The 21,411-nt window shown below is 67.8% G+C and carries 17 protein-coding genes; 13 read left to right on the top strand and 4 right to left on the bottom strand.

The features are described from left to right. Nucleotides 1-41: 41 nt before the first annotated feature. Nucleotides 42-3,728, bottom strand: a complete 3,687-nt coding sequence (locus tag ACMZ91_RS08970) for an indolepyruvate ferredoxin oxidoreductase family protein (RefSeq protein WP_414577285.1) — start codon at nt 3,726-3,728, stop codon at nt 42-44. Nucleotides 3,729-3,896: 168 nt separating this feature from the next. On the opposite strand from ACMZ91_RS08970, the gene ACMZ91_RS08965 reads away from it, so the two are divergent. Then, nucleotides 3,897-4,532: a tetratricopeptide repeat protein gene (locus ACMZ91_RS08965; RefSeq protein ID WP_032128715.1), complete on the top strand. Its 636-nt coding sequence runs from the start codon at nt 3,897-3,899 to the stop codon at nt 4,530-4,532. A 591-nt stretch (nt 4,533-5,123) separates the two neighbouring features. On the opposite strand, the gene ACMZ91_RS08960 is transcribed toward ACMZ91_RS08965, so the two are convergent. After that, nucleotides 5,124-6,608 carry an AAA family ATPase gene (locus ACMZ91_RS08960; protein WP_414577287.1) on the bottom strand — a complete coding sequence of 495 codons (1,485 nt, stop codon included), beginning with the start codon at nt 6,606-6,608 and terminating at the stop codon, nt 5,124-5,126. Between the two features lie 123 nt (nt 6,609-6,731). On the opposite strand from ACMZ91_RS08960, the gene ACMZ91_RS08955 reads away from it, so the two are divergent. From ACMZ91_RS08955 to ACMZ91_RS08915, 9 genes are all read left to right on the top strand, one after another. Next, nucleotides 6,732-7,361, top strand: a complete 630-nt coding sequence (locus tag ACMZ91_RS08955; RefSeq protein WP_010487235.1) for a nucleotide-binding protein — start codon at nt 6,732-6,734, stop codon at nt 7,359-7,361. 49 nt (nt 7,362-7,410) lie between these two features. Further along, entirely contained in the window at nt 7,411-7,887 is a 477-nt protein-coding gene (locus ACMZ91_RS08950; RefSeq protein ID WP_005407539.1) for a SixA phosphatase family protein, read from the top strand. 4 nt (nt 7,888-7,891) lie between these two features. Next, a complete protein-coding gene (locus ACMZ91_RS08945; RefSeq protein ID WP_414577289.1) occupies nt 7,892-8,509 on the top strand; it encodes a YceI family protein in 618 nt (205 codons plus the stop codon). Continuing rightward, the gene (locus ACMZ91_RS08940; RefSeq protein WP_414577290.1) at nt 8,506-10,557 is read left to right on the top strand and encodes a phospholipase D family protein; all 2,052 of its coding nucleotides are present in this window, start codon (nt 8,506-8,508) and stop codon (nt 10,555-10,557) included. Before ACMZ91_RS08945 ends, ACMZ91_RS08940 begins: the two co-directional genes overlap by 4 nt. A 10-nt stretch (nt 10,558-10,567) precedes the next feature. Beyond that, nucleotides 10,568-11,002 (top strand): hotdog fold thioesterase, encoded by a 435-nt coding sequence (locus tag ACMZ91_RS08935; RefSeq protein WP_032128719.1) that lies wholly within the window; start codon nt 10,568-10,570, stop codon nt 11,000-11,002. Nucleotides 11,003-11,122: 120 nt separating this feature from the next. Further along, a complete protein-coding gene (locus ACMZ91_RS08930; protein ID WP_032128720.1) occupies nt 11,123-11,914 on the top strand; it encodes a lysophospholipid acyltransferase family protein in 792 nt (263 codons plus the stop codon). Nucleotides 11,915-11,966: 52 nt separating this feature from the next. Further along, nucleotides 11,967-12,956: a YheT family hydrolase gene (locus ACMZ91_RS08925; protein ID WP_049462242.1), complete on the top strand. Its 990-nt coding sequence runs from the start codon at nt 11,967-11,969 to the stop codon at nt 12,954-12,956. A gap of 56 nt (nt 12,957-13,012) precedes the next feature. Continuing rightward, nucleotides 13,013-15,082: a tetratricopeptide repeat protein gene (locus ACMZ91_RS08920; RefSeq protein ID WP_414577293.1), complete on the top strand. Its 2,070-nt coding sequence runs from the start codon at nt 13,013-13,015 to the stop codon at nt 15,080-15,082. 10 nt (nt 15,083-15,092) lie between these two features. Next, nucleotides 15,093-15,704: a YbhB/YbcL family Raf kinase inhibitor-like protein gene (locus ACMZ91_RS08915; protein ID WP_049398185.1), complete on the top strand. Its 612-nt coding sequence runs from the start codon at nt 15,093-15,095 to the stop codon at nt 15,702-15,704. A gap of 137 nt (nt 15,705-15,841) precedes the next feature. Here the strand turns inward: ACMZ91_RS08915 and ACMZ91_RS08910 are convergent, their stop codons facing one another. Together ACMZ91_RS08910 and ACMZ91_RS08905 are read right to left on the bottom strand one after the other, a co-directional pair. Beyond that, a complete protein-coding gene (locus ACMZ91_RS08910) occupies nt 15,842-16,669 on the bottom strand; it encodes an META domain-containing protein (protein ID WP_414577295.1) in 828 nt (275 codons plus the stop codon). 73 nt (nt 16,670-16,742) lie between these two features. After that, on the bottom strand, nt 16,743-17,537 hold the full coding sequence (locus ACMZ91_RS08905; RefSeq protein ID WP_012509682.1) for an undecaprenyl-diphosphate phosphatase: 795 nt from the start codon (nt 17,535-17,537) through the stop codon (nt 16,743-16,745). Between the two features lie 224 nt (nt 17,538-17,761). Between ACMZ91_RS08905 and glnA the strand changes: the two genes are divergently transcribed. The 3 genes from glnA (at nt 17,762) to ACMZ91_RS08890 (ending at nt 21,356) form a co-directional block, all read left to right on the top strand. Further along, a complete protein-coding gene (glnA, locus tag ACMZ91_RS08900) occupies nt 17,762-19,171 on the top strand; it encodes a type I glutamate--ammonia ligase (RefSeq protein WP_004153533.1) in 1,410 nt (469 codons plus the stop codon). A gap of 394 nt (nt 19,172-19,565) precedes the next feature. After that, nucleotides 19,566-19,904: a P-II family nitrogen regulator gene (locus ACMZ91_RS08895; protein ID WP_004134334.1), complete on the top strand. Its 339-nt coding sequence runs from the start codon at nt 19,566-19,568 to the stop codon at nt 19,902-19,904. Nucleotides 19,905-19,925: 21 nt separating this feature from the next. Continuing rightward, nucleotides 19,926-21,356: an ammonium transporter gene (locus ACMZ91_RS08890; RefSeq protein WP_049462231.1), complete on the top strand. Its 1,431-nt coding sequence runs from the start codon at nt 19,926-19,928 to the stop codon at nt 21,354-21,356. The last annotated feature ends 55 nt before the right edge of the window (nt 21,357-21,411 follow it).

Genomic DNA, 21,411 nt, shown 5'->3' with positions numbered 1-21,411 from the left:
AATATGCAATCAATAGGTTGCTTTCGTGCCGTCAGCGGTGCTCAAGCCACCTGCACGATGTGCAGCGCCTTTGGGTTCCGCCACTGCGCCAGCAGGGCGGCTTCGCGCGCCTTGGCCTGCTCGAAATGCGCTTCCTTGACGTGGCCGAAGCCGCGGATGTGCTCGGGCACGCTGGCGATTTCCACCGCCAGCGCCAGGCGGTCGTCATTCAGGCCGTCCAGCAGCAGCTGCACGGTGGCCTCGTAATCGCCGATCAGCTTGCGCTCCATGCGGCGTTCCTCGGTGCGGCCGAACACATCAAGCCGGCCGCCGCGAAGGAACTTCAGCTTGGCCAGCAGGCCGAAGGCCTTGAACATCCACGGGCCGTATTCCTTCTTCAGCAACCGGCCCTGCTCGTCCTTCCTGGCGAACAGCGGCGGTGCCAGGTGGAAGCGCAGCTGGTAATCGCCCTCGAACTGCTGCTGCAGGCGGCGCTGGAAGTCGCCACTGGTATACAGGCGGGCCACTTCGTACTCGTCCTTGTAGGCCATCAGCTTGAACAGGTAACGGGCTACGGTCTCGGTCAGCGCGGTGGAACCGCCGATGCGGTCGGCTTCGGCGGCGCGCACGCGCTCGACCAGGCTGCGGTAGCGGTTGGCGTAGGCAGCGTCCTGGTACTCGACCAGGAACGCGGCGCGGCGCTCGATCATTTCATCCAGCGAGCGCGACAGGCGTGCATCGTCCAGCGGCAGGAATGCCACGTCGCCACCGTGCGAGGGCAGGCCACGCAGTTCGCGTTCGTCGCCGGTGTTGCGCGGTGCGGCGGTGGCGCCCCATTCGTTGCCCTCCCACTCGCCCGGCGGCAGCGGGTGCAGCGGGCCCGGGGTGGATTCGGTATCGGTGTGGCGGTTGCGCACCAGGCCGGCGGCCTGCTGCACGGCCTGCGGGTCGACCACGGCCAGGCGGCCCCAGGCGAAGGCCTGCTGGTTCATCGCCACGGCCGCACCGTTGAGTTCGATGGCGCGCATCAGCGACTCGAACGACAGCGGCACCAGGCCCTGCTGCCACGCATAGCCGAGGATGAACAGGTTGGCGGCGATCGCATCGCCCAGCAGCGCGGTGGCCAGCTGGGTGGCATCCAGCAGCAACGGCTCCTGGCCGCCCAGCGCCACGCGCACACCGGCCACGATGTCGGCGGCGGGGAACTGCATGTCCGGGCGGGTGGTGAAGGTACCGGGCATCGCTTCGTAGGTGTTCAGCACCACCTGCGAACGGCCGGCACGCACCTTCGACAGGGCCCAGTAGTCGTTGACCACCACCATGTCGCAGCCCACCACCAGGTCAGCCTCACCGGCGGCGATGCGCACGGCGTGGATGTCTTCGGGACGACGGGCGATGCGGATGTGCGTGGTCACCGCGCCGCCCTTCTGTGCCAGGCCGGTCTGGTCGAGCACGGTCGCACCCTTGCCTTCCAGGTGGCCGGCCATGCCCAGCAGCGCGCCGATGGTCACCACGCCGGTACCGCCGACGCCGGTGATCAGGATGTTCCAGGGCTGTTCGAGGGTGCCGCGGATGGCCGGTGCCGGCAGGTTGTCCAGCAGGGTGGAAGCATCGCGCTTGCTGCCCTTGCGCGGCTGGCCACCGTGCACGGTGACGAAGCTCGGGCAGAAACCGTTCACGCAGGAATAGTCCTTGTTGCAGTTGGACTGATCGATCTCGCGCTTGCGCCCGAACTCGGTTTCCTTCGGTAGCACCGACACGCAGAAGCTCTTCTTGCCGCAGTCACCGCAGCCTTCGCAGACCAGCGAATTGATCAGCACGCGCTTCTGCGGATCTTCCAGCTTGCCGCGCTTGCGGCGGCGGCGCTTCTCGGTGGCGCAGGTCTGTTCGTAGATCAGGATCGAAACACCCTTCACCTCGCGCAGGCGCTTCTGCACCTCATCCAGCTCGCTGCGGTCGTGGAACTCGACGTCGCTGGGGAAGTGCTCGCGCTGGCCGGTCCACTTGCCGATGTTGTCCGACAGCACCACGATGGTGTGGATGCCTTCGGCGCGCATCTGCTTTGCGATGTCGGGCACGCTCAGCGGGCCGTCCACCGGCTGGCCGCCGGTCATCGCCACCGCGTCGTTGTAGAGGATCTTGTAGGTGATGTTGACGCCGGCGGCGACCGCCTGGCGGATCGCCAGCGAGCCGCTGTGGAAATAGGTGCCGTCGCCCAGATTCTGGAATACGTGCGGGGTGTCGGTGAACGGCGCCTGCCCGGCCCAGGTCACGCCTTCGCCGCCCATGTGGGTGAAGGTGTCGGTGCTGCGGTCCATCCAGGTCACCATGTAGTGGCAACCGATGCCGGCCAGCGCCCGCGAGCCTTCCGGCACCTGGGTAGAGGTGTTGTGCGGGCAGCCCGAGCAGTAGTGCGGTACGCGCGGGAAGCTGGCGCGCGGCAACGCAAGCTCGGCTTCCTTCTCCTGCATCCACTGCAGGCGCTGCTCGATCGATTCGTTGTTGAAGAACTTCTGGATGCGGCGACCGATCACGCCGGCGATGGTGGCCGGCGTCAGCTCACCGGTGGACGGCAGGATCCATTCGCCGCTTTCATCGTACTTGCCGACGATGGACGGGCGCTGGCCCCAGCTGGCCGGCCAGTTGAAGAACTGTTCCTTCATCTGGCGCTCGATGAAGGCACGCTTCTCCTCCACCACGATGATGTCTTCCAGGCCCTGCGCGAAGCGCGCGATGCCCTGCGGTTCCAGCGGCCAGGTCATGCCGACCTTGTACACGCGGATGCCGATGTCGGCGCAGGCCGTTTCATCCAGGCCCAGGTATTCCAGCGCCTGCAGCACGTCCAGGTAGCTCTTGCCGGTGGTGACGATGCCCAGCCGCGCGCGCGGCGCATCCATCACCACCTTGTCGATGCCGTTGGCGCGGGCAAACGCCTGCGCCGCCTTCACCGCATAGCGGTGCAGGCGCATTTCCTGATCCAGCGGCGGGTCCGGCCAGCGGATGTTGAGGCCACCCGACGGCATCTCGAAGTCTTCCGGCAGCACGATGCGGCGCGCCATCGGATCGACCTGCACCGACGCCGACGATTCCACCGTCTCGGCGATCGTCTTGAAGCCGACCCAGCGGCCGGTATAGCGGCTCATCGCCCAGCCCAGCAGGCCCATGTCGAGGATGTCCTGCACGCCGGCCGGGTTCAGCACCGGCATCATCGCGCTGACGAACTCGTCCTCGCTGCCGTGCGGCAGCGTCGAACTGCGGCAGGCATGGTCATCGGCGGCCAGTGCCAGCACGCCACCGTAGCGCGAGGTGCCGGCGGCATTGGCGTGCTTGAACACGTCGCCGCAGCGGTCCACGCCCGGGCCCTTGCCGTACCACATGCCGAACACGCCCTGCACGTTGGCGCCGGGGAACAGGTTGGTCTGCTGCGTGCCCCACACCATGGTGGCGCCCAGGTCCTCGTTCAGGCCCGGGGTGAACTTCACCTTGGCTGCTTCAAGGTGCTTGCGCGCGCGCCATAGCTCCAGGTCGAAGCCACCCAGCGGGCTGCCACGGTAGCCGCTGACAAAGCCGGCGCTGTCGATGCCTTCGGCGGCGTCGCGCAGCCGCTGCATCAGCGGCAGCCGCACCAGCGCCTGCACGCCACTCAGATAGATCCGCCCCTCGCTGCGGGTGTACTTGTGGTCGAGCGTGTAATCACGGTCGAGCAGGTCGGCGGACGAGGGCGAAGTGAGTTGCGCGGTACTGGTCATGGCTGGCCCGGTAGGATCGGCTGGCACCGGCCGCGTGCAGGCACGCGGCGGGAAAGGCGCGAATTGTAGCAGCGGGGCCGCGAGGCCCCGGCACTCGCGCCCGCGGCGGTGCTGGGGTTAGGATCGGGGAGAGAGAGGGAGGCTGCAGTTGCGGCCTGGGGAGAAGGGATGTCAGTTCCAGGAAAGATCCTGGCCAGCGTGCTGCTGGCCTCGGGAGTGGCCACTGCGTGGGCCGCGCCGGCCGTGCCGGCACCACAGGAGTTCTACTTCGACAACGACCTGGCGGCCACGCCGATGGTGGCGGTGCAGGGCGAGGGCGATGAGCTGGTGGCCCAGCTGGTCAAGCTGCGTGAGCGCGGCCGCCGCGCGGTGGAAGCGACGGTGCAGCTGGCATCGGTGGCCGGCGCGCAGGGCCGTGGCGAGCTGGCCGAGCAGCTGTATGGCGAGGCGATGAAAGAGGCGCCGGCACAGAGCAGCAGCGGTCGCAGCGTGCGCTGGAACTACGGTTGGGACCTGCTGCGCCAGGGCAAGCCGGAGGCGGCGCTGGAACAGTGGCTGGTATCGGCCAGCAACGCCCGTACGAAGCCCACCTGGGTGCCACCGACCTATGCGTTGGCATTGTGGCGGATGGGGCAGAAGCAGGAGGCGGTGCAGTGGTATGCGGCTGCGGTACGCACCGAGCCGACGCAGTGGAGTACCACGGCCAACTATGGGCAGCTGCTGCCGCAGTGGCGTGAGGATGAGCGCGCGTCGCTGGCCGAGGTGCAGCAGGCCTGGGCGGCCGCACCACCTGCCTGGCCCTGAGGGAAGGGGTTCGGCCGGGTTGCACCCGGCACCCGCAGAGGCAACAGCTGAAGCAACAGCAACAGCCGAAGCAACAGCGGGCTTCCTGCGGGATGGCGGGGCACTGTGGGTTTGCGGGGCCGCCGTAAACCCGTCCTGGGGGCTTGGTCGCCGCATCCATGCGGCTCACACCCCGCAAACCCACAGTGCCCCGCCTTCGACAGATTCCGGCAGCTGTTGGTAGGTGTCGACCTTGGTCGACACGGTAGATCCACGCCATGCGTGGATGAATCTGTAACGGAATCGACTATTCGATATCTGATCGAAATGCAGCTGAATGTGGGCTCGGCTCTACAAAGAGCGGCCGGCCAAGCGCTTTTGCCTTTGCTTCTGCTCTTCTTTTTTCTTTTCCGTGGCGGACGCACTCGGAAATTGTCAGAGGCCGGGCGGGATGGGTTCGCGGGGGTGTCCGCGGCATGGATGCCGCGGCCAAGCCCCCATGGACGGGTTGACGGCGTCCCCCGCGAATCCATCCCGCCCGGCCAAGCGCGGCTTTTGATGTTCACAGTCAACCAGCCGCCACGAGGGGCTGCGCCGTTCGCTGGAAACCCCTCAGTCGTCCGCGGAAACCGTCCGCCCCGACGCCCACGCACGCAGTGCTTCTACCTGCTCTGCCATCAGCACCGACAGCGGTCGGGTGGCGCGGATCTCGGTCATCAGCAGCTCGGTGTCCAGCGGCCGGCCCTCGGCATGCGCCGCATACAGGCCAGCCACGATCGCCTGCTCGATCTCGGCGCCGGAAAAACCATTGGCGGCCGCCGCCAGCGCGGGCAGTGCGAAGTCGTCGGCGTTGAGCTGGCGCCGGCCCAGGTGCAGCCGCAGCAGTTCCACGCGCACGTCGGGCGAGGGCAGATCGACGAAGAAGATCTCGTCGAAGCGGCCCTTGCGCAGCAGCTCGGCAGGCAGCTCGTGCACCTGGTTGGCAGTGGCCACGATGAACACCGGTGCCTTGCGCTCGGCCATCCAGGTCAGCAGATGGCCCAGCACGCGGCGTGACACGCCACCGTCCTCGCCACCGCTGGCCAGGCCCTTCTCGATTTCATCCATCCACAGCACGCAGGGCGCCAGCTGCTCGGCCGAGGCCAAGGCCTGGCGCAGGTTGGCCTCTGTCTCGCCGTGGTACTTGTTGTACAGCGCGCCCACGTCCAGGCGCAGCAGCGGTACGCCGAAACCGGCGGCGGTGGCCTTGGCCAGCATCGACTTGCCGCAACCCTGCACGCCCAGCAGCAGCATGCCGCGCGGTGGGTCGAGCCCTGCCGGTGCCGAGCCAGCGATGAACGCCACACGCCGCTGGTTGATCCAGCGCTTGAGCCGGTTGGCGCCGGCCACGTCGCCGAACCGCGCGCTGTCATGCTCGAAGAACAGGTGGCCGCTGCGGTTGAGCAGCTCGAACTTCAGCCGCGCCAGCTGTGGCAGGTCGTCGTCGCGCAGTGCGCCATCGGCGTAGATCAGCTGGCGCGCGATGCGCCGGGCATCGACCAGGCTCAAGCCCTGCAGGTTCTTCAGGATTTTCTTCACCGCCTCGCTGTCGACTTCAACCCGGCGGCCGCCATGCTCGCGCGCATAGGCGTCGGCCTCCTCGCGCAGCATCTTCAGCAGGGCATTGGCATCGGGCAGGCGCGGGTTGAAGCGCACGGCCAGTGCTTCCAGCTCGGCCGGCAGTTCCACCTTGGCACCGATCAGCACCAGCACATGCGGCTCGCTGTGGCGGCGCTGGATCAGGTCGCGCAGGGCGCGCTGGTGGCTGGCATAGCCCAGGTAGGGGTGGAAATCGAGCAGCAGGTAGACCCCGCGCTGCCCGGCCTGGCGGATCATCTGCAGGGCCGCGCTGGCGTCGGGTGGCCCGGCCGGCGGATCTTCGCTGTCCAGGTCGATGCGGCGCAGGCCCTCGGTGATCGACCACCGGTGCAGCGCCCGCCAGACGTGCATCAGCGTCTGCCGGAACAGGTCGACGATGCGACCCTCGTCCTGGGTCTCGATCACGATCAGGGGGGTGTTGGCGCGGATCAGTGCGCTCAGGTCCTGCAGCTCGCTCATGCCGGTTCGATCCTTCGGGGGCGCCACGATAGCAAAGGCGATGGCCGCAGGTTCAGCGCGGTGCTACCTCCCGTCACCACCGCCGGTGTACGCTCGGGGCACGTACCCGGAAGCGAGGCTGGCATGAAGACGATCCTGGTGGCCGGTTCCAAGGGCGGGGTGGGCAAGACCACCGTCGCCACCCACCTGGCCGCGTACGCGGCATTGCAGGGCAAGGCCACGGTGATTGCCGATGCCGACCCGCAGGGTTCCAGCACCCGCTGGGCACAACGCCGTGCCGGGCTGGAAAGCGCGGTGCTCCCCATCGACGTGTACCGGAAGAAGCAGTGGGCGCAGAAGCTGCCCGACGGCACCGACACCGTCATCATCGATGCGCCGGCCGGTGCCCTGGCTGACGATATTCCCCATTTCCTCGACGCTGCCGACGCGGTGGTGGTACCGGTGCTGCCCTCGGCGCTCGACATCGAAGCGATCGTCGGCTTCCTCAACAGCCTGGCCCAGAACCCGCGCGTGCACAGCCGCAAGCTGCCGGTGGGGCTGGTGCTCAACCGTACCAAACCATGGACCCAGACCTCGCAGCAGGCGCTGCAGATGCTGGGTGAATGGCCGTACCCGGTGGTCGCGCAGCTGCGCGACAGCCAGAGCTATGTGGTCATGACCGGCCTGGGCCGCAGCCTGTTCGACTACCGCTCGGCCCAGGTGCGCGAGCACCAGGCCGACTGGGAGCCGCTGCTGTCCTGGCTGAAGCTTTGATGCCTGCGTCACTCTTTCTGCTGCATCCTCTTCTTCATGGAAACCCGCGATGCGTGAACTGATCCTGCTGCGCCATGCCCATGCCGAACCGGCTACCCCCGGCCAGGCCGACCTCGACCGGCCGTTGTCGCCGGTGGGGCTCGCCGAAGCCGAAGCCGCCGGCAAGTGGCTGAAGGAGAACAACCTGCTGCCGGACTGCGTGCTGTGCTCACCGGCGCGGCGTACCCGCGAAACCCTGGAAGCCGTGCTCGGCACCATCGGTTACGTGGAAAAGCGCCTGGAAGACCGCATCTACGAAGCCACCCCCGGCACCCTGGCGGCATTGGTGGACGACCGCCGTGATCTCGACCGGGTGCTGATCGTCGGCCACAACCCGGGCCTGGAGCGGCTGGTGGCGTTGATGACCGAGGGCACCAGCAGCGACTACCGCGGCATGCCGCCGGCCGGCATCGCCGTGCTCGGCTTCCCGCGCGAGGCCTCGATCGAGCCAGGCGTGGCCAGCCTGAACGCATTCTGGTGGCCGTGATCCGATGAGCCTGGCGCGGCGCAGCCGCTATCTGCTGCCCGCGCTGCTGGCACTCGGCCCGGCCTGGGCGGCCGTGCCCACGCCGACCACCCTGCCACCGGTGGTCGCCGAAGCGCACCGGGTAATGCGCCTGGATACCCAGCGTTCGCAGATCGGCTTCGAGGTGCGCACCCGTTTCGGGCAGCGTATCGAAGGCCTGTTCCCGCACTTCGAAGGGCGCATCGAGATCCTCTCCGACGGCCGCCACCAGGTGCACCTGAAGATGTTCACGCGCTCGGTCGAGATCCCCGGCAAGGCGCGCTATACCGGATGGATGCGCGGCGAGGAGTTCTTCGATGCCGGCCGCCATCCGGTGGTCGAGTTCGACTCGCTGCCGTACTGGCCGGAGACCGTGGAAGACGGGGGCGACATCAACGGGCGGCTGACCCTGCGCGGGATCAGCCACCCCGAGACACTGAAGGTCGAGAAAGCGGATTGCGCCCGACCCGGCTATGATTGCGACGTCGTCAGCCGCGGTACCGTGCAGCGAGGCCGGTATGGAATGGACAGCTGGCAGCTTGCCTTGAGTGACCGAGTGACCTTCGTATTGCGAGCGCGCCTGAGCGAGGCGCCGAAACCGTGAACCTCCTGCTGCGTGTACTGGCGCTGGCAACCGTGTTGCTGGGCAGCGGTTGTGCATCGCTGTCCAATGCCGAGCGCGACCGCGCCGAAGCGATCGCCGTGCAGGCGCGCTCGATCCAGGTCGACTGCCAGCGCGCCGACCGCTGCGCACAGGATTCGCCGCTGCGGGCGTTGGCCGGCCGGGCGTTCACCGAATCCACCCCGGAGCAGCCGCGCCACTACGCCACCCTGCTGGACGAGGGGGAGGGCGCCCTGGTGGCGCGCCTGAACCTGCTGCGCAGTGCCACCCGCAGCATCGACCTGCAGACCTACATCTTCGACAAGGACGACAGCGCGCGGCTGGTCATCGACGAACTGCTGGCCGCGTCGCGGCGCGGGGTGAAGGTGCGGGTGCTGATCGACCAGCTCTCGGCGATCTCCGACCTGCAGATCCTCGGCGCATTGTCCGGCGCCCACCAGAACTTCCAGCTGCGGGTCTACAACCCGACCTTCGGCAAGGCCCGGCTGAACTACTTCGATTACGCCGGCAGCGTGCTGTGCTGCTTCCGTCGCTTCAACCAGCGCATGCACAACAAGCTGCTGGTGATCGACGATGCGATCGGCGTGGTCGGCGGCCGCAACTACCAGGACGACTATTACGACTGGGATCGCGAGTACAACTTCCGCGATCGCGACGTCATGATCGCCGGCCCGGAAGCGCGGGCGATGGCGGCCAACTTCGATGCGTTCTGGCGCGCCAAGCGCAGCGTGCCGGCCGAGCGCCTGAATGACGTGGGCCGCACCCTGCTGCGCGAAGGCGTGCCGGTGCTGCCGCCCGCCACGTTCCGCCGCCCGGAGCGGGTGCAGCGGGTCAGCGCTGAAGCCAATGACATGGAGTTCATCACCCGTTCCTTCGTGGATACCGCGCTGCCGGTGGCCTCGGTGCGCTACGTCGCCGACCTGCCGCGCAAGCACCGCCGCGAGAAGGCCGATGCCCCGCTGGCCGGCCAGCATGTGACCGAGCCGCAGCTGGACGCACTCATTGCCGGTGCGCAGAAGGAAGTGATCCTGCAGACGCCGTACCTGGTGCTGTCCAAGCCGGCGCAGAAGCTGTTCCGCGAGCTGCGCAAGCGCCCGCAGCCGCCGCGCGTGGTGGTGTCCAGCAACAGCCTGGCGGCCACCGACAACCCGATCGTGTATGCGCTGTCGTACAAGTACAAGCGGCGCAACATGCGCGAACTGGGCTTCAACATCTTCGAATACAAGCCGTTCCCGCTGGATGCACCGGTCGACTACCGCAATCTGCTGCCCGACCCGATCGCCGCGCCCGGAGGCGACGACGACGGTGGGCGCAATCCGCTGATCGGCGGCAGCGCCGCTGGCAGCAATGCCGGTGGTGGCAGCGGCGGGGATCTGGCCGTGCCCCGCAAGCAGGTGGCGGTGCATCATCCGCGTACCGGCAGTGCCTACCAGAACGCGCGCGAACGTCGCCGCGCCGCCGGCAGCGAGGTGGAAACGCGCCTGCTGCGCACCGAGACGCGTCCGTCGTTCCTGGGCAGCAAGGCGGTCAACAAGCCGTTGCCGGTCACCCGCAAGGGCGCCCGCATGGGCCTGCACGCCAAGTCGCTGGTGGTCGATCGCCGCATCGGCGTGGTCGGCACCCACAACTTCGATCCGCGCAGCGAGAACTACAACACCGAAGGCGCGGTGATCATCGACGATCCGGTGTTTGCCGAGCAGCTGGCCGAGAGCATCCTGCGCGATACCCATCCGCAGAACTCGTGGACAGTGGCGCCGCGGGCCAAGCCGCCAGTGCTGTCGGGCCTGAACTACAGCGTCGGCAAAGCCTCCGAAGCGCTGCCGATCCTCGACTTCTGGCCGTGGCGCTACGCCACCGACTACGAGTTCAAGCCCGGTCCGGACTGCCCGCAGCCGCTGCCACGGCAGGACCCGGCGTTCCACAACTGCTACGTCGCCGTCGGCGACTTCCCCGAAGTCAACGTCGGCCCGAAGTGGCTGCTGGTGCGCATGCTGACTGCATTCGGCGCCGGCCTCGTTCCCATCCTCTGAAGGTGCCCGCATGACCCAGGTGTTCCGCGAAGCCGTTTCCATCGAGCAGCTCAACGCGCTCAGCCGCAACACGGCGATCGAATCCCTCGGCATCGTCTTCAGTGCCGCCGGCGAGGATTGGCTGCAGGCCACCATGCCGGTGGATGAGCGCACCCGGCAGCCGTACGGCATCCTGCACGGCGGCGCCTCGGTGGTGCTGGCCGAGACCCTGGGCAGCAGCGCCGGCAACCTGTGCGTGGATACCGGCAAGCAGATCTGCGTGGGCCTGGAAATCAACGCCAACCACGTGCGCGCCGTGCGCTCGGGCACGGTCACCGGCACCGCCCGCGCGCTGCACGTCGGCCGCAGCACCCAGCTGTGGGAGATCCGCATCGAAGACGAGCAGGGCCGGCTGGTGTGCATCTCTCGGCTGACCCTGGCGGTGGTGGCCGCCGGCCACGGTTGAGCCCCCGGCGGGCGTGTTGACGGCGGCAGAACCCAGCGTTCCCCGCCGATTGCCCCGGTCAATGGCGGTTATGGCCTAAATCGGCTGGCAGCTGCTGCGGCGCTCCGGTATCGTGCGCGGATGACTTCCCCCACTCCGGCCCCCCGTGGCGGCGTGGCGCGTGTGTGCCGTTACCTGTACCGCGTACCGCTGCTGTTGGTCCACATCACCGTGTTCCTGCCGCTGATCCTGATCGGCATGCTCCCGCCGTGGGGCGAGCTGCGCGTGGGCGAGGATACCTTCGGGGCGAAGGTGGTGAACTGGTGGCAGGGCGGCCTGATGTGGATCTTTGGCTTCCGCCTGTCGCGGGTGGGCCAGCCCTTGCCCGGTGCCGTGCTGTTCGTCGCCAACCACGTCAGCTGGGTCGACATCTCCATCCTGCACAGCCAGCGCATGATGGGCTTCGTCGCCAAGCGCGAAATCGCCAGCTGGCCGCTGGTCGGTTGGCTCGCCGCGCGCGGGCAGACCATCTTCCACCAGCGCGGCAATACCGAATCGCTCGGTGGCGTGATGCAGGTGATGGCCGATCGCCTGCGTGCCGGCAAGGCAGTAGGCGTGTTCCCGGAAGGGCGCACCCGCGGTGGCCATGAAGTGGGGCCGTTCCATGCCCGCATCTTCCAGGCCGCGGTCGAAACCGGTGTTCCGGTGCAGCCTGTGGCGCTGGTCTATGGGTTCAAGGGTGACGCACAGACCATCGTGGCATTCGGCCCGGGCGAGAGTTTCGCCGCCAATTTCCTGCGCCTGCTGGGTGAGCCGGCGCGGCATACCGAAGTGCATTTCCTGGAGCCGATCGGTACCCAGGACCTGGAAGGCCGTCGACGCATCGCGGAAACCTCGCGCGCGCGCATCGTGGCGGCCATGAGCACCGGCTGAGGGCACGGTGGCCCTGGTCCCGCCACCCGTCCTGGACGCCGGTACACCGACGTTGCATGCGACTGACTACCAGCCGCCGCGCTGGCTGCGCAATCCGCACCTGCAGTCGATGCTCAGCTCCAGCCGCATGCGCCTGCAGCGCGGCCTGCTGCTGCTGGCGGCCACCGGTGCGGTCAGCGAAGAGCTGATCCTCGATGGTGGTGATGGCGTGCGCCTGCAGGGCTGGCACAGCCATGTCGAAGGCCGCGAGCCCAAGGGCATCGCGCTGCTGCTGCATGGCTGGGAAGGCAGTGCCGAATCCAGCTACATGCGCATGGCCGCCGCGCGCATGATCGAGCAGGGCTTCGACGTGGTGCGGCTGAACTTCCGCGACCACGGCAACACCCATCACCTGAACCCCGGCATCTTCCACTCCAATCTCATCGATGAAGTGGTGCACGCCGCGGGCGATATCGCCCAGCGCTGGCCGCAGCTGCCGCTGGTGGCCGCCGGTTATTCGCTGGGTGGCAACTTCGTGCTGCGCCTGGCCCTGCGCGCGCCGGCGGCCGGCGTGCCGCTGCTGCGCGTCGCCTCGGTGTGCCCGGTGCTGGACCCGGCGCTGACGATGGAGAGCATCGAGAACGGCCCGGCGATGTACGACTGGTACTTCCGCCGCAAGTGGGCCGGCTCGCTGCGCCGCAAGCGCGATCTGTTCCCCGAGCTGAGCGACTGCGACGACCGCGTGCTGAAGCTGGACATCCGCGCGCTGACCGCCTGGCTGGTCGAGCGCCACACCAGCTTCGGTTCGCTGCAGGCCTATTTCGACGGCTACTCGATCGCCGGCGACCGCCTGTCGTCCCTGCAGGTACCGGCCGACATCCTGATGGCGCAGGATGACCCGGTGATTCCGTACGCGACCTTCAGCAACTGGCAGCTGCCGGGCCAGGCGCGCCTGGAAACCGCCTGCTGGGGCGGCCACTGCGGGTTCATCGAAAACTGGCGCGGCGACGGCTTCTCCGAGCGCTGGGTGGCGCAGCGCCTGCAGCGGGTGCTGGCGGGCTGAACCGGCACCGGTGCGTGGACCGCTACAATGCGGGTTTGCACTTGAACCGGACCGCCATGCAAGACCAGATCATCCAAGCGTTGCGCCAGAACCAGGCCGACCAGGCCGTGCAGCTGGCCCAGGCGTGGACCCGTGATGAACCCGGCCAGGCCGAAGCCCACCGCTGGCTGGCGCTTGCGCTGCAGCAGCAGGGCAAGGCCGAGGATGCGATGGAGGCGCTGCAGCAGGCGTTGCAGCTGGCCCCCGATGATGCCCAGCTGCACCTGCAGCACGCTGGCCTGCTGCTCGCCCTGCGCCAGTATCAGCGCGCTGACGAAGCGCTGGCACGTACCACCGGGCTTGACCCGAATTCCTTCGCCGCCTATCTGATGCAGGCGCACCTGGCGATCGGCCGCAACGACTTCGATGAAGCCCAGCGCCTGTCCACGCTGGCCTCGCGCGTAGAGCCGGACCACCCGGAACTGCTGACCATCGACGGCATGATCGCGCTGCGCCGCGACGACCCGGATCGTGCGCTGACGCTGCTGTCGGCGGCCAACCAGGCGCAGCCCAACGACACCCGCGTGCTGTACGCACTGGGCTTCGCCTACCTGGGCAAGGACATGCTTGCCTTCGCCGAGCAGGCGTTCCGCCGCGTGCTGGAACTGAACCCGGCCATCAGCTCGCTGCATGGCCTGGTAGTGCAGTTGGCGCTGCGCCAGGGCAACCTGGAGGCGGCTGCCGAAGCGATGCAGATCGCGCTTCAGCAGGAAGGCATGGATACGCCGTCGATGCGTCGCCTGGCCGGTGAACTGTCGCTGCGCGGCGGCCAGCCGCTGCAGGCGCTGGACCATCTGCTGCCGTTGCTGGAATCGATCCCCGACGACCGCCAGGTGCTGCAGCTGCTGCTGATGTCCTGGCAGCGCCTGGGCCGCGAAGACGAGGCCCGCGCGCGCCTGGACGCGGCCCTGGAACAGCATCCGCAGCTGCACGACCTGTGGCTGGCACGCCTGGCCGTGGAAGAAGTCGGCAGCCCGACCGCCGCGGCGACCGTGGAGCGCTGGATGGACGCGATGCCGGGTCATCTGCCGGCACTGGAAGCACGCCTGCGCCTGCATGACATGGTGGGCGAACACGAACAGGCCGAAGCCATCGCCGAACGTATCGTCAGCCTCGAACCGGGCCGCGTCAGTGGCGAAACACGCCTGGTCGAAGGCCTGCTGCAGCGTGATCCGGTTGCCGCGATCGCGCGCGTGCAGGCGCTGATCGACAGGGCGCCGGACGGCCATCGCGCCGACCTGCGTACCTGGCTGGGTGAAATCCAGGACCGCGCTGGCCAGCCGGAACAGGCGCTGCAGACGTGGATGGCGCTGCAGGCCGACCAGGCACCGCAGCGCCTGCCGCTTCCGCCGCAGGCCAAGGCGCCGCCGAGCTGGCCGGAGAAGGGCGAGATCGACAGTGATGCCAGCTCCGCGCCGATCTTCCTGTGGGGTGCGCCGGGTTCGGGTGTGGAGCGGGTTGCGACCGGCCTGGCGGCCGCCAGCCCGGTGCTGCGCAGCGACCGCTACACCAGCAATCCGCCGGATGATGCATTCCAGAACTACCACACGCTGCAGGACCTCGCCTCCGGCGTGCTGACCCCGGAGCGGCTGGTGCAGCGCTGGCGCGAGCAGCTGCCGGCGCGTGGCCTGCAGGGCGATGCCGTCATCGACTGGCTGCTGTGGTGGGACAACGCCCTGCTGTGGGCGCTGCGCCCGCAGCTGCCGCAGGGACGACTGGTGCTCGTGCTGCGTGACCCGCGCGACATGCTGCTGGACTGGGTGGCCTACGGCGCTGCCGCTCCGCTGGCGATGACCTCGCTGGCTGAAGCCAGCGAATGGCTGGCGCGCGGGCTGGCGCAGGTTGCCACCCTGCATGAGGAAGAACTGTATCCGCACGTGCTGCTGCGCATCGACCAGATCGGCAATGATCCGCACGCGATGGCCGAGCTGCTGGGACGCCTGTTCGAGCGGCAGATGCCGCCGGCCGCACAGCTGGGCGCACCGCGCTTCCCGCCGGGCCACTGGCGCAACTACCGCGACGTGATGAGCGCCGCCTTTGCCAAGCTCACCCCGATTGCGGTGCGCCTGGGTTACCCGGAAGAGTAAGGAGAAGCCGATGCAACTGAGCAGCCACAGCCTGACCAACGGCGCGCCGATCGACCGCGAGTTCGCCGCCGGCGATGCCACCGGCTTCGCGCCGGACCGCAATCCGCACCTGGCCTGGAACGGCGCACCGGAAGGCACGCGTTCGTTCCTGCTGGTGTGCGTGGACCCGGATGTGCCGACCGTTGCGGAAACGGTCGGCCGCAGCGACATGACCGTGCCGCGCGACCAGCCGCGCTGCGACTTCGTGCACTGGGTGATGGCCGATATTCCGGCCTCGGTGCAGGAGATCGCCGCCGGCAGCTGCAGCGATGGCTTCGTGGTGAAGGGCAAGACCGCACCGGCTGGCCCGGCGGGCAGCCGCCAGGGCCTGAACGACTTCACCGGCTGGTTTGCGGGCAACCCGGACATGGCCGGCGATTACCTGGGCTATGACGGCCCGTATCCGCCGTTCAACGACGAACGCGTGCACCGCTATTTCTTCCGCGTGTTCGCGCTGGATGTGGCCTCGCTGGAGCTTCCGGCGCGCTTCACCGCCGCCGACGCATATCGCGCCATGCACGGCCACGTGCTGGCCGAAGCGGCACTGCATGGCACCTATACGTTGAACCCGGCGCTGGGCTGAGCGGCACGATGGGGAGAGCCGGCCGCTGGCCGGCTTTGCTTCTGTAGCGTCGAGCCACCATGAAAAGGGGCAGCCGGCCAGCGGCCGGCTCTACCCACCACGAAGAAGGGCGACCTCGCGGGCGCCCTTCTGTCGTCTTACTTCTTCTCGATGGCCGACTCGACCACCATGTCCAGCACGTACGCCTGCGACGGCGCATCGGCCGGCGGGTTCTTCACTTCGTAGCGCTTCACGCGCACCACGTTGCGCACGCCGTCCTCGTGGGTGTAGCCCTCGATGTTGCCGTAGAAGTTCTCGAACTTGCCCGGCTCACCCTGCTTCAGGCCCTTGTCGTCGAACTTCACTTCACGCACCTGCAGGCACTGGTAGTCCGGGATCAGCGGGTGCGAGCACTTCTCGGTCTTGGCGGCCACTTCCAGGAATACGGTTTCGCCGGCGCCGCCGTAGCGGGTTTCAGCGGTCGGTTCCGGGTTGAACACCAGCACGTCGCCCTTCGCGTTGGTCAGGGTCAGCTTGCCATCGGCATCCTGCTCGGCCTTCAGCTCGCCCTGCAGGCGGCTCGACACGGCCTCGTCCAGCGCCATCAGCGCCTTGTCGGTGCAGGCCATCATGGTCGAGGCCATCGCACTGAACGTCAGCTTGCCGTCGGCCAGGGTGTAGCCGCCACCCATGTGGTTGCAGGCGTTGCTGACCGACAGGCGGCCATCAGCGAAGTCCAGGGTGACCGGCTTGTCTTCGCGGGCGAACAGCGCGTCGATGCGCTTGCCGTCGGCGGCAGTGGCCTGCTGCAGCAGCCAGTGCTGGCTCTGCAGGCGCTGCGCGTCCAGGTGCGCCAGCGTCTGCTGGTCTGCTGCCTTGGCCGCGGCCGGGGCCACGTCGTCGCCGCCGGTGCCGGCCGGGGCCGGGGTCTGGCTGCAGGCGGCCAGCAGGGCCAGCGGGAGGAGCAGGGTGAGCTTGCGGTTCATGGTGATTCTCCTTGGGGAACCGTGGGGGAAACGGGGTGGGGCCGGCAACGGGGTTACCGTGCCCCGGCGCTGTTCAGCTGCCGGACGGCAACCACAGCAGCAGCGCGGCGCCCAGCGCGATGCGGTAAAGCGCGAACGCGGTGAATTTGTGCGATTTGATGTAGCCCATCAGCCACTTCACTACGACGAAGCCGGTGACGGCCGCGGCAAGGAAGGCCACGCCCACCTCGGTCCAGTTCTCGCTGCCCAGCTGTCCGGCCTTGGCCATTTCCAGGAAGGTGTAGGCGCTGGCGGCGAACATGGTGGGAATGCCAACCAGGAACACGAACTCGGCGGCGGCCGCGCGGCGGCTCAGGCCCAGCAGCATGGCCAGGAAGATCGCCGAGGCCGAACGCGAGGTGCCGGGGAACACGCCGGCCACCACCTGCGCCAGGCCGACGCCGATCGCCACGGTCCAGGTCACCTGGTCGCGGTCGGGCAGGCGCGCGGTGTAGGCCTCCACCAGCAGCATCCAGATGCCACCGATGATCAGTGCCCAGGCCACCGGGCTGACCGTCTCGGGCAGCGACCAGCCGGCTTTGCGCACCACCAGGCCGACCACGGCGGTGACCAGGAAGGCCGCGCCCAGCTTGAAAACGTACTCGCGGTTCTCGCGCTGCCCGAAACCGGTGGCCAACTGCAGCAGGCGCTGGCGGAACACCAGTACCACCGCCACGATCGCGCCGGCCTGGATGACGATGTTGAAGAAGTCCGAACGGGCACCCAGCCAGTGCTGGGCGATGAGCAGGTGGCCGGTGCTGGAGATCGGCAGGAACTCGGTCAAGCCTTCGAGGATGCCCAGCAGCAGGGCGGAGAGCAGGTCGGACATGGACGGTGCGGGCACGCGCGGCAGGAAGGAAGAAGGTCGAGAGGATAGACGATCACTGCCGCACCAAACGGGTGCGTCCGCTGTCGGCTGCACCCATTTGGTGCGCACGGTTCTGCACCGCTGCGGGGCGGCCTTTTTGAAATCAATGACTTGCAGCCTGCGAAAAGTTGGCACGGTCGTTGCTGTACCTCAGCAGGCATTCATCCCCATCCGAGGTCGTACCGATGTCCGTGGAAAACGTTGAGAAGCTGATCAAGGACAACCAGATCGAGTTCGTCGACCTGCGCTTTGTCGACATGCGTGGTGTCGAGCAGCACGTGACCTTCCCGGTCAGCATCGTCGAGCCGTCGCTGTTCGAAGAAGGCAAGATGTTCGATGGCAGCTCGATCGCCGGCTGGAAGGGCATCGCCGAATCGGACATGGTGCTGCTGCCGGATACCGCCAGCGCCTACGTCGACCCGTTCTACGCCGATCCGACCATCGTGATCAGCTGCGACATCCTCGATCCGGCCACCATGCAGCCGTATGGCCGTTGCCCGCGCGGCATCGCCAAGCGCGCCGAGGCCTACCTGAAGTCCTCCGGCATCGCCGAAACCGCGTTCTTCGGCCCGGAGCCGGAATTCTTCATCTTCGATTCGGTCCGCTTCGCCAATGAAATGGGCCACACCTTCTTCCAGGTCGACTCGGAAGAAGCGGCGTGGAACAGCGGCGCCAAGTACGACGGCGCCAACAGCGGCTACCGTCCGGGCGTGAAGGGCGGTTACTTCCCGGTGCCGCCGACCGACACCCTGCACGACCTGCGCGCCGAGATGTGCAAGACCCTGGAACAGGTCGGCATCGAAGTGGAAGTGCAGCACCACGAAGTGGCCACCGCCGGCCAGTGCGAAATCGGCACCAAGTTCAGCACCCTGGTGCAGAAGGCCGACGAACTGCTGCGCATGAAGTACGTGATCAAGAACGTCGCGCACCGCAACGGCAAGACCGTCACCTTCATGCCCAAGCCGATCGTCGGCGACAACGGCAGCGGCATGCACGTGCACCAGTCGCTGTCCAAGGGCGGCACCAACCTGTTCTCCGGTGACGGCTACGGCGGCCTGAGCCAGCTGGCGCTGTGGTACATCGGCGGCATCTTCAAGCACGCCAAGGCCATCAACGCCTTCGCCAACTCGGGCACCAACAGCTACAAGCGCCTGGTGCCGGGCTACGAAGCACCGGTGATGCTGGCCTACTCGGCCCGCAACCGTTCGGCTTCGTGCCGCATTCCGTGGGTGTCCAACCCGAAGGCACGCCGCATCGAAATGCGCTTCCCGGATCCGATCCAGTCCGGCTACCTCACCTTCACCGCGCTGATGATGGCCGGCCTGGACGGCATCAAGAACCAGATCGACCCGGGCGCACCGAGCGACAAGGACCTGTACGACCTGCCGCCGGAAGAAGAGAAGCTGATCCCGCAGGTCTGCTCCTCGCTGGACCAGGCGCTGGAAGCGCTGGACAAGGACCGCGAGTTCCTGAAGGCCGGCGGCGTGATGAGCGATGACTTCATCGACGGCTACATCGCGCTGAAGATGCAGGAAGTGACCAAGTTCCGCGCGGCCACCCACCCGCTGGAATACCAGCTGTACTACGCCAGCTGACCGGTGGCGATGGCGGTGGGCTTCCCCCTCCCACCCGCCGCCATCGCTTCCGTCTTCGCGGCTGGGGAGCCGCAGGGCGGGCCCCGGTCCGCCGTGGTAGAGCGGACCCCGACCCGCCGTGGCAGAGTGGGCCGCTGGCCCGCCGTGGTAGAGCGGGCCGCTGGCCCGCTGCAGTAGAGCGGACTGTTAGTCCGCTGAAACAGGGGCAAGAGAGACCGGATACGCGACCAGGGCCGCCCTCCCTCCCGCGTCGGTCGTGCAAGGAGAGAGGCACGGCCGTCCCGGCCCTGTACGTGTCCGGTGCAACAGCCACGGCCATCATCCTGATGGCCGCTGGTTGCCTGATGCCAACGCGCGCTGGCGCGCTGGCCCCATCCACCCTCGGGACATGCGCATGAAACTGATCTCCGCCATCATCCGGCCGTTCAAGCTCGACGAGGTCCGCGAGGCCCTCTCCGACGCAGGCGTGTCGGGCATCACCGTGACCGAAGTGAAAGGCTTCGGCCGCCAGAAGGGCCACACCGAGCTGTATCGCGGCGCCGAGTACGTCGTCGACTTCCTGCCCAAGATCAAGATCGAAACCGTGGTCACCGACGAGCGTGCCGACGCGGTGATCGAAGCGATCCAGTCGTCGGCAGGCACCGGCAAGATCGGTGACGGCAAGATCTTCGTCACCGCCGTCGAACAGGTCATCCGCATCCGCACCGGCGAAATCGGTGCCGACGCGCTGTAACCCCTTTCCGGAGACTCCCCCATGAAGATGCGCCTTCTCACCGGGTGGCAAGCCCGGTTCCACTTCGTGTGCCTGTTGATGCTGCTCAGCGCGCTGGCCGCCGGTGCGTGGCCGGGCAGTGCCCACGCTCAGGCCCAGATCTCGCCGCTGCCGAGCGAAAGCGTGGCGGTCGAACCACTGCAGGACCCGGTCGCTCCGGCCGCCGCACCGGCCGCGGCTGAAGCCGCCGCGACCTACGACCATGGCGACGTGGCCTGGATGCTGACGTCCACCCTGCTGGTGCTGCTGATGGTGGTGCCGGGCCTGGCCTTGTTCTATGGCGGCCTCGTGCGCTCGAAGAACGTGCTGTCGGTGCTCAGCCAGATCCTGGTGGTGTTCTCGCTGGTGCTGCTGCTGTGGGTGGCCTATGGCTACAGCGCGGTGTTCAGCACGGGCAACCCGTTCTTCGGCTCGTTCACCGAATTCGCCTTCCTCAAGGGCTTCACTCCGGAGTCGGTCGGCAACACCCCGATCAAGGGCCTGCCGGACTACCTGTTCGTCGCCTTCCAGTCGACGTTTGCTGGCATCACCACCGCGCTGATCGTCGGCGCGTTCGCCGAGCGCATCAAGTTCCGTGCGGTGCTGCTGTTCTCGGCGCTGTGGTTCACCCTCAGCTACATCCCGATGGCGCACATCGTCTGGGGTGGCGGCTACCTGGGTGAGATGGGCGCGATCGATTTCGCCGGTGGCACCGTGGTCCACATCAATGCGGGCGTTGCCGGCCTAGTGGCTGCCTGGTTTGTCGGCAAGCGCCTGGGCTACGGCCAGACCGCGCTGAAGCCGCACAACGTACCGTTCACCTACATCGGCGCGATGCTGCTGTGGGTGGGCTGGTTCGGCTTCAATGCCGGTTCCGCCGCCGCCGCCGATACCGTGGCCTCGCTGGCCTTCCTCAATACCGTGCTGGCCACCGCCGCAGCGGTGCTCGGCTGGACGCTGGTGGAAGCGATCAGCAAGGGCAAGCCGTCGGCACTGGGCGCGGCCTCGGGCGCAGTGGCCGGCCTGGTCGGCATCACCCCGGCCTGCGGCACCGTCGGCCCGCTCGGCGCGATCATCATCGGTTTCGTCGCCGGCGTGGTCTGCGTGTGGGGTGTGACTGGTTTGAAGCGCCTGCTGAAGGTGGACGACACCGCCGACGTGTTCGGTGTGCATGGTGTCGGCGGCATCGTCGGCGCGATTCTCACCGGTGTGTTCAGCGCGCAGTCGCTGGGCGGCACCAAGGCCGATCTGGATATCGCCCATCAGGTCTGGGTGCAGGTGGTCAGCGTCGGCTTGACCGTGGTCTGGTCGGCGGTAGTGACCACGCTGATCCTGCTGGTGGTGCGCAGCGTGGTCGGCCTGCGCGTGACCGAGGAAGCAGAGCGCACCGGCCTGGATGTGACCTCGCACGGCGAGTCCGCGTACGAGGCCTGAAGTAGCGGCCGAGCTGCTGCATTGATGTTGTGGGTGCCGACCGTTGGTCGGCACT

The organism is Stenotrophomonas sp. FR024 (genome assembly GCF_047500745.2).
GTDB classification, from domain to species: domain Bacteria; phylum Pseudomonadota; class Gammaproteobacteria; order Xanthomonadales; family Xanthomonadaceae; genus Stenotrophomonas; species Stenotrophomonas maltophilia_A.
This window is presented reverse-complemented; position numbering and strand designations above follow the sequence as displayed.

Bases quoted from the DNA above. Each gene is read 5' to 3' on its own strand.
- ACMZ91_RS08970 (WP_414577285.1), bottom strand. From the start codon at position 3,728: ATGACCAGTACCGCGCAACTCACTTCGCCCTCGTCCGCCGACCTGCTC.
- ACMZ91_RS08905 (WP_012509682.1), bottom strand. From the start codon at position 17,537: ATGTCCGACCTGCTCTCCGCCCTGCTGCTGGGCATCCTCGAAGGCTTG.
- ACMZ91_RS08965 (WP_032128715.1), top strand. From the start codon at position 3,897: ATGTCAGTTCCAGGAAAGATCCTGGCCAGCGTGCTGCTGGCCTCGGGA.
- ACMZ91_RS08935 (WP_032128719.1), top strand. From the start codon at position 10,568: ATGACCCAGGTGTTCCGCGAAGCCGTTTCCATCGAGCAGCTCAACGCG.
- ACMZ91_RS08910 (WP_414577295.1), bottom strand. From the start codon at position 16,669: ATGAACCGCAAGCTCACCCTGCTCCTCCCGCTGGCCCTGCTGGCCGCC.
- ACMZ91_RS08930 (WP_032128720.1), top strand. From the start codon at position 11,123: ATGACTTCCCCCACTCCGGCCCCCCGTGGCGGCGTGGCGCGTGTGTGC.
- glnA (WP_004153533.1), top strand. From the start codon at position 17,762: ATGTCCGTGGAAAACGTTGAGAAGCTGATCAAGGACAACCAGATCGAG.
- ACMZ91_RS08895 (WP_004134334.1), top strand. From the start codon at position 19,566: ATGAAACTGATCTCCGCCATCATCCGGCCGTTCAAGCTCGACGAGGTC.
- ACMZ91_RS08945 (WP_414577289.1), top strand. From the start codon at position 7,892: ATGAGCCTGGCGCGGCGCAGCCGCTATCTGCTGCCCGCGCTGCTGGCA.
- ACMZ91_RS08920 (WP_414577293.1), top strand. From the start codon at position 13,013: ATGCAAGACCAGATCATCCAAGCGTTGCGCCAGAACCAGGCCGACCAG.
- ACMZ91_RS08890 (WP_049462231.1), top strand. From the start codon at position 19,926: ATGAAGATGCGCCTTCTCACCGGGTGGCAAGCCCGGTTCCACTTCGTG.
- ACMZ91_RS08955 (WP_010487235.1), top strand. From the start codon at position 6,732: ATGAAGACGATCCTGGTGGCCGGTTCCAAGGGCGGGGTGGGCAAGACC.
- ACMZ91_RS08950 (WP_005407539.1), top strand. From the start codon at position 7,411: ATGCGTGAACTGATCCTGCTGCGCCATGCCCATGCCGAACCGGCTACC.
- ACMZ91_RS08960 (WP_414577287.1), bottom strand. From the start codon at position 6,608: ATGAGCGAGCTGCAGGACCTGAGCGCACTGATCCGCGCCAACACCCCC.
- ACMZ91_RS08915 (WP_049398185.1), top strand. From the start codon at position 15,093: ATGCAACTGAGCAGCCACAGCCTGACCAACGGCGCGCCGATCGACCGC.